Origin of the sequence: Antarctobacter heliothermus (assembly GCF_900188425.1) — a bacterium.
Classification (GTDB): Bacteria; Pseudomonadota; Alphaproteobacteria; order Rhodobacterales; family Rhodobacteraceae; genus Antarctobacter; species Antarctobacter heliothermus.
Genome location: NZ_FZON01000110.1, coordinates 1 through 5,979, shown reverse-complemented (window position 1 = coordinate 5,979; position 5,979 = coordinate 1). Strand labels below are relative to the sequence as shown.

Sequence of the window (5,979 nt, the reverse complement as noted above, 5' to 3'; positions counted from 1 at the left end):
ATGCGGGCATGTGCTGCCGGGCAATGGATCAGCAGGGATCCTCGCTTGCGCAGCGACGCGTTGTAACTGGACCAGTTCGTCGTGCGATAGCGGGCGGGAGATGGCTTGCTCATGCACCGCATCTAACGCCATGGATTCGCAAAGTGAATCCTCCGTCGACAGACTTGTGCAACAACGCCGCAACACAGCAGCACGAATAACTCAAACCCCCTTGGGGGTTTTGTCGGAAACGTCGCAGGAGGCAATTCCAACGCCGCCATCTCTCCTTGCTTTGAAGCAAGTCTGCGCTATCGACCAGACCATGCCACAAGCGAGAACGCAGTTGTCAATGCGGGGCCGGCGGCTTTGTCCGTGACCACAGCCACTGCGGCTTTCACTACCTGTGTTGACCGGCTGCGGCGCGCCTGAACAGCGCCCCCCCGCCGCGCCTGTCAAGAAACGCGCCATCCGTCGACCCTAGGACCCCATAGTTGCCTCTGCCTCCGTCCGAAGCCGCTTGGCCGCAGCGCCCGGTGCGGTGCCCCAGACGGCAATCCAGCGATAGAAGATCGGCGTCAGGAACAGAGTGAACACGGTCGCAAAGCCCAATCCTCCGACGATCACCCAGCCAACGGCGATGCGGGCTTCGGCACCCGCGCCGGATGTCAGGATCAGGGGCAACCCGCCAAAGACCGTGGACACCATCGTCATCATCACCGGCCGGATGCGCAGGCGCAAAGCGTTGCGGATGGCGCTGTCGATGTCTTCTCCGGCTTCGCGCAACTGGTTGGCGAACTCCACGATCAGGATGCCGTTTTTGGCCATCACCCCGATCAGCATCACAAGGCCGATCTGGCTGTAGTAGTTCAGTGATCCGCCGGTGAGCGAAATCGCCAGCAGCGCAGCGGCAAGGCCGAAGGGCACCGTCATCATGATGACAACTGCGCTGGCAAAGCTCTCGAATTGCGCGGCAAGCACCAGAAGCACCACGATCAGGGCCACGCCGAACACGGCATACATTCCGGCAGCCGTATCATCCAAAGTCGCGGCCTCACCGGTGAAGGTGATGCCCATGCCCTCGGGCAGCACGTCGTCCGAGATCGCCAACAGGCGGTCCATCGCGGTCGATAGATCGACCCCGTCGCCCAGGTTGGCCTGCAACGCGACCGACAATGCACCGCCCAGGCGTTGGATCTGTGCATCGCTGACGACCGTCTCAAGCGAGGCCACGGCAGAGAGCGGAATGTAGGCACCGCTGTCCAGACGAATAGACATCGACGCGATGTCGGACGGATCGTCGATCGGCGGGCCGCCGGGGACAACGTTGACGTCGATCTCAACGTCATCGGAAAACACGCTGACCGCGACATCGCCCTGCACAAGGGCGCGCACGAGGCTTGTGACGTCCGAGCTGTTCAGCCCCATACCGCGCGCGGCGGTGGTGTCCACGGTCACTTCCAACTGGGCATCGACGCTATTGTTGGACAGTTGCGGGTTCAGGAACGCGGCGTCCTGCAACATGGCTGCGACAAGGTTTTCGGCGGCCTCGGTCATTTTCACAAGGTTGGTGCCCGTGACGGCAAAGCCAAGCCCGCCGCCGGCGCCGCGAATGTTGAGGCTGTTGGTGGAGCGGGCGCTGACCTGAACACCGGGGACAGAGGACAATTGGCTGCTGATCTGCGCGATCAATTCCTGTTGGGTAAAGTCACGCTCGGCCCAGTCCGGCAGGCGCACGACGATAAACGCGTTAGTGCCGCCGCCAACCCCGATGATGCTCTGTACCGTCTCGATCTGGCCGTTTTCCAGATAGGGAGCAAGAATATCCTCGACCAGCAGGACCTGTGTGTCGAGGTAGTCGACGGTCGTGTCCGACGCCCCGCGCGCCTGCACGAGGAAAAAGCCACGGTCCTCCTCCGGCGTCACGGCGGACGGCAGTGTCATCGCGGCCCCCATGGCGATCATGGCAAAGCCGATGGCGACGGAGAGCACGAACAGGGGCGTGCGGATGGCGAAATCCATCACCCAGTCGAAGCTGCGGGCAAGGACCCCAGGTTTGGTTTCCTTGGCGTCGGACTGCGACTTTCCCGGATCAAGCAAGGCCGCCAGAACCGGCGCAAGCGTGAGCGCCGTGATCGACGACAATGTGACCGCAAAGGCCAGCACGAACCCGAATTCCGAGAACACACCGCCGGCCTGTCCCGGCAGGAACGAGATCGGGATGAACACGGCGGCAAGCGTGGCCGTGGTCGAGATGACGGCAAAGAACACCTCATTGGTGCCGGAGGCGGCCGCGGCAAAGGCCCCCATACCCGATTTGCGTTTGCGCACGATGTTCTCGATCACCACGATGGCATCGTCCACCACCATCCCGGTCGCCAGAACCAGCGCCAGCAGGCTGATCGTGTTGACCGAAAACCCTGTCAGCCAGATCGCGGCCAGCGTGCCGATAAGGGCCACCGGAATTGTCACTGCAGGGATCAATGTCGCGCGCGGCGAGCGCAGGAAAAGGAAGATCACCGCGATCACGATGGCGGTGGCCATCAGGATGGATTTGACCACCTCGTTGATCGACCCTTCGATGAAGATACCGTCGTCAGAGGTCACCAGAAGCTGTACGCCCTCTGGCAACTGGCTACGCAATTCCTCGACCGCTTCGCCCACAGCGCGCGAGATTGTCAGTGTGTTGCCGACCGATTGCCGCGTGATGTCAAGGCCGACGGCGGTTACGCCATTCACCCGGCTATAGACATCGGTGTCCTCCGGGATCAGCTGGACAAAGGCGATATCGGCTATTGTGGTGGTGTCATTGATCGGCAACTGGTTGATGCTCTCGACGGTGACCTCTTCGTTGCCCACCCGCAGAGAGAGGGTCTTGGACTCTGTCGAGAGCGACCCCAGCGCGGTGTCGTCGCGCAACTGTTCCAAGGCGGTGGAAACATCGAAGATGGTCAGGCCACGGCTCAGCAATGACGGCATGCTCACCGCCACCCGAAACTGGTTGGCCCGGTTGCCTTGCACGGTCACCTCGGCAATGCCGTCGATCAGCGAGAGGCGTTCATAGATCGCGCCCTCGGCGATCCGGGTGAGGTCGTCAAAGCTGGCGTCGCCCAGCAGGGCAAGGCGGATGATCGCGTCTGCGTTGCTGTCGCTCTTGCTCACGCTGGGGTCGTCGATATCGTCGGGCAAGGACCGTAGCGTGTTCGACACGATCTCGCGTGCTTCGTTGGCCGCGATATCGACATCCGTGCCGTCGGACAGATCAATCGTGATGCGGCTTGATCCCTCGCTGGAGGTGGATTCGATGTAGGATATACCATCAAGGGCACTCAGGGCATCTTCGAGAACCTGGGTCACTTCGGTATCCACCGTGCTTGCCACAGCGCCGGTATAGGTTGTCCGCACCGACAGCACGGGGCGATCCACATCAGGCATTTCACGAATGTCGACGCTGCTGAGTGCCGCAAGCCCCGCGATGATGATCAAGAGGTTCAGGACGATCCCAAAGATCGGCCGCGCGACAAACGTGTCGGCGAAACCGGCCTTGTGTGCTCTTTTTTCGATGCTCATGCGTCTGGCCCCTTGCGGCGGCTGGCTGTGACCACCTGTGCACCATCGCGCAGTTTTGCCGCGCCTTCGGTCACGATCTGCGCGCCCACCGGAGCGTCTGTCTCAACCCAGACCTGATCCCCGTTGCGATACCGGATGGTGACGGGCACGCGGCGCGTGATGTCATTTTCAGCGACCCAGATGCCTGCACCTGCGCGGTCCCATGTAATCGCGGTCGAGGGCACCATGGGCAATGGATCTGTCTCTTCGGTCATGCGGATCGCAAAGGTCATACCGGCCAGAAGCAATCCTTCGGAATTGTCGATCTCCGCCTGCACCGTGGCGCTGCGGGTGACACTGTCGAGACGGCTGTCGAAGGCCGTGATGGTCCCCTCAAACACCCGCCCCGCAAAGGTCGGGGTTGTGACGAGAACCGGCTTGCCTTCGGCAAGCAGACCAATCGAGCGTTCAGGCACCTCGAAGGTGGCCAACAGGGACGTGGAATCGTCTACCGTCACGATTGCATCCCCGATGGACAGCCGGTCGCCGACGCTTACGTCACTCAGCCCGAGGCGGCCCGAAATCGGCGCAACAATCGTCCGGTTTTCCAGCGCAACCTCGGCCAGGCCGACATTGGCCTGTGCCAGCCGCAATGCCACCTTGGCCTCGGACAAGGCAACTTCCGTGACGACTGCACTGCCGTTCTGGTTGAGCCCCTCGTAACGAGTCACCGTTGCCTGCGCCTGATCACGGTTGGCCCGCGCGATTTCCAGATCAAGCTGCTCGGTGCGATCATCCAGTCGCAGAAGAACGTCGCCCTTTTCGACAAGTTGATTGGCGTGCAGCGCGGTCTCGACCACCTCTCCCGATTGCGCCGCAACCACATCAGCGCGACGCAAGGAGACGCCGCTGCCGACCGTCCGCAATACAAGAGTGTAGGCGCGCTCTTCGAGTGGCGCGAGAACCACCGTCGTGGCTCGGCCTTGGCCACGCGCGCCGCCGCCCGGTGAGCCACCCGGCCCACCGCGCGCCGCGGGCGCCGCGTCCTCGGTCAGGGCAATGCCCCAATACTGCGCGACCTGCGGGGGCACGCCGAAAGCGACTGCGTAGGCGCCGGCGAGAACAGCCAGCGAGAGGAGAACAGTGATGAGTTTCTTCAAGACAATACAAGCTCCAGAACGCGCATGGGCCCTCTGGGCCTGCGGGTGGTTTGGGTTTCGGGCGGCCCTCAGGCCATGCGGCTCAAGACATCATCCCGCTTGACGAAACGATGCCAACCAATTGCCATCACGACGTGCCCGAGCACAAGGGCCGCCAACATCCATCCTATCGCGCCGTGCCACTCCGCCATTGCCTGCGTCCAGGCAATCGCCGTCTCGCGTGCCGGGACGAGCGAGATGCCAAGATAGCTGAGCCCGCGCATCCCCCCTGCCGATCCGATGAGTTTGACGGCGGGGACCATCACCATGAGCGCATAAAGCGCGGCATGCCCGGCGCGCGCCACCCGTCCCATCACCCCTGAATGCTCAGGCCGCCTGCCGAGATTCCATAGCCCCCACGCGCCCCGCAGCAGTACCAGCAGAAACAGGGTCACGCCCAGGTCCACATGATAACTCCAGAGCGTCCCGCGCAGGGCATCCCCACGTGGCAGCGCCCAATGCGCCGCAGCCGACAGGAATTGCGGGACAAAGAGCACCGCCATACCCCAGTGCAGCGCGCGGCTGATGAGGCCAAAGCGGTCGGGACTGTCTGATAGATCGCTCATGGAGGATATCCGTTTTACGCATGTGTCCCCTTGATACGGTTCTCGAGGCGCATTCCGTCGCTCGGGCGGCAACTTTTCGCGCGAACTGCGCATGGTTCGTAGAAGTCTCGCTGCACCCTGGCTGACTGGCCGCATTTTCTCCTGTCTTGCTGCGGCTCAACACTATTTCCCTTTACGAGCGCGCGCAGCAGGAGCTGGCAACTTCTCCTGTGTGCTCTCGACTGCCTTCCACGTTGCGGCCTTGCCTACTTGCCCCGCATTGATCCGACCGAAACGCATGGCCCTAGCCGGACCATCGTCAGGGCATCCTTTGCCGCGGCGCAGCTTTCCCGAAACGGATGGGGTGGATAGCTCCTGCTCCAACCGGCGTCGCAATGCGCCATACTGCAGTTGTCTATCACTGCTAGGAAAGGAGCTACCCAATGCAAGTTACAACAGTGGGCATTGATCTGGCCAAACATGTTTTTCAGGTCCACGGAATTACCAGGGATGGTCAAGTTGTCTTCAATCGAGCAATCCGCCGAGCACAACTCATGCAGTTTTTCACCAATCTGGAACCCTGTCTGATCGGCATGGAGGCTTGCGGATCCAGTCATTACTGGGCGCGAGAACTCAGCAAACTTGGGCATGATGTTCGCCTGATCCCAGCCAATTATGTAAAACCCTACGTCAAACGCGGCAAGTCCGAC

The 5,979-nt window shown here is 61.8% G+C and carries 3 protein-coding genes and 1 pseudogene; 1 reads left to right on the top strand and 3 read right to left on the bottom strand.

Annotated features, from left to right (window positions below; translation table 11 throughout):
- Positions 1–456: 456 nt before the first annotated feature.
- From CHB90_RS25280 to CHB90_RS25270, 3 genes are all read right to left on the bottom strand, one after another.
- On the bottom strand, positions 457–3,546 hold the full coding sequence (locus tag CHB90_RS25280; RefSeq protein ID WP_089280466.1) for an efflux RND transporter permease subunit: 3,090 nt from the start codon (positions 3,544–3,546) through the stop codon (positions 457–459).
- The gene (locus CHB90_RS25275; protein WP_089280465.1) at positions 3,543–4,685 is read right to left on the bottom strand and encodes an efflux RND transporter periplasmic adaptor subunit; all 1,143 of its coding nucleotides are present in this window, start codon (positions 4,683–4,685) and stop codon (positions 3,543–3,545) included. Before CHB90_RS25275 ends, CHB90_RS25280 begins: the two co-directional genes overlap by 4 nt.
- A gap of 68 nt (positions 4,686–4,753) precedes the next feature.
- Positions 4,754–5,290 carry a cytochrome b gene (locus tag CHB90_RS25270; protein WP_089280464.1) on the bottom strand — a complete coding sequence of 179 codons (537 nt, stop codon included), beginning with the start codon at positions 5,288–5,290 and terminating at the stop codon, positions 4,754–4,756.
- Between the two features lie 422 nt (positions 5,291–5,712).
- Between CHB90_RS25270 and CHB90_RS25265 the strand changes: the two are divergent.
- Positions 5,713–5,979: pseudogene (locus tag CHB90_RS25265) on the top strand (IS110 family transposase); the annotation flags it as partial.

What these genes read in the sequence shown, in the direction of transcription:
- CHB90_RS25280 (WP_089280466.1), bottom strand. Translation starts at nt 3,546, where the DNA reads ATGAGCATCGAAAAAAGAGCACACAAGGCCGGTTTCGCCGACACGTTT.
- CHB90_RS25270 (WP_089280464.1), bottom strand. Translation starts at nt 5,290, where the DNA reads ATGAGCGATCTATCAGACAGTCCCGACCGCTTTGGCCTCATCAGCCGC.